The sequence below is a fragment of the Nocardia neocaledoniensis genome (assembly GCF_029868625.1).
GTDB classification, from domain to species: domain Bacteria; phylum Actinomycetota; class Actinomycetes; order Mycobacteriales; family Mycobacteriaceae; genus Nocardia; species Nocardia neocaledoniensis_A.
This window is the reverse complement of the sequence record NZ_JARWOJ010000317.1, coordinates 1-1326: the sequence shown is the minus strand read 5'-3', so window position 1 is coordinate 1326 and position 1326 is coordinate 1. Positions and strand designations below refer to the sequence as shown.

The 1326-nt window shown below is 62.4% G+C and carries 1 protein-coding gene; it reads left to right on the top strand.

The window, feature by feature from the left end; all coding sequences use genetic code 11:
• Positions 1 to 1296: an IS30 family transposase gene (locus QH270_RS23915; RefSeq protein WP_432420418.1), complete on the top strand. Its 1296-nt coding sequence runs from the start codon at positions 1 to 3 to the stop codon at positions 1294 to 1296.
• The last annotated feature ends 30 nt before the right edge of the window (positions 1297 to 1326 follow it).

Here is a 1326-nt window from a genome sequence, read left to right as displayed (position 1 = left end):
GTGGTCGAGCGTGCGTTCTGGGACGAGATCGCCCGAGGTGATCTTCCCACGGAATGTGCTGTGGCGGTGGGTGTCTCACCGGTCGCGGGGACGCGATGGTTCCGTGATGCTGGCGGGATGTCGCCGTATTCGTGGAGCACTCCGTCGGGCAGGTTCCTGTCGTTCGCCGAGCGGGAAGAGATCGCGTTGCTGCGGGCCCAGTGCAAGGGTGTCCGGCAAATCGCTGCAGTGCTGGGTCGTAGCCCTTCGACGATTTCGCGGGAACTGCGGCGTAATGCCGCGACCAGGGGTGGCAAGCTCGATTACCGGGCGTCGGTTGCCCAGTGGAAAGCGGAGTTGTTCGCCCGGCGCCCGAAGGAAGCCAAGCTGGCGACGAACCCCCGCTTGCGCGACTATGTCCAGCAGCGCTTGGCCGGGCAGATCACAAGGTCTGACGGGGTCGCTGTGGCCGGCCCTCGAACCGGCGCCTGGACCGGACGGAACAAGCCGCACCGCGGTGATCGTCGCTGGGTGCAGGCGTGGAGCCCGCAGCAGATCTCCAAACGCCTGGAGATCGACTACCCTGACGACCCGTCGATGCGTATCAGCCATGAAGCGATCTACCAGGCGTTATATATCGAAGGTCGCGGCGCGCTCGAGCGGGAGTTGATTTTGTGCTTGCGTACTGGGCGATCGTTGCGGATGCCCCGAGCGCGGTCCAAACGTGTCGCCTGGGCGCACGTGAGTGCACACACGTTGCTGAGCAAACGACCACCTGAGGCTGATGACCGGTCGGTGCCCGGCCACTGGGAAGGCGACCTCATCATCGGCACGGCCCGCTCTGCGATCGGCACTGTTGTCGAACGGTCGACACGGTATGCGGTCCTCGTCCACTTGCCACGCGAACAGGGCTGGGGTGCAGCCGCGCCGGTTAAGAATGGTCCGGCATTGAGCGGATACGGAGCCGAATCGATGAATAAGGCGCTGTCGGCTGCGATGAAACCGGTTCCACTGTCGTTGTTGAAATCGCTGACATGGGACCGTGGCAAGGAGATGTCAGGGCACGCGGTATTCACCAGTGAGACAGAGATTCCTGTGTACTTCGCCGACCCTCATAGCCCATGGCAGCGAGGAACGAACGAGAACACGAACGGGCTTCTCAGGCAGTACTTTCCAAAGGGAACTGATCTCTCCAGATGGAGCCCTGACGAGCTCTCGGCGGTCGCCCACACGCTCAACAACCGCCCCAGAAAAGTCCTCGGATGGCGAACACCGGCCGAAGCAATGACCGAGCATCTACAATCGCTGCAACAGTAGTGTTGCAACGACCAGTTGAATCCGCCTTGA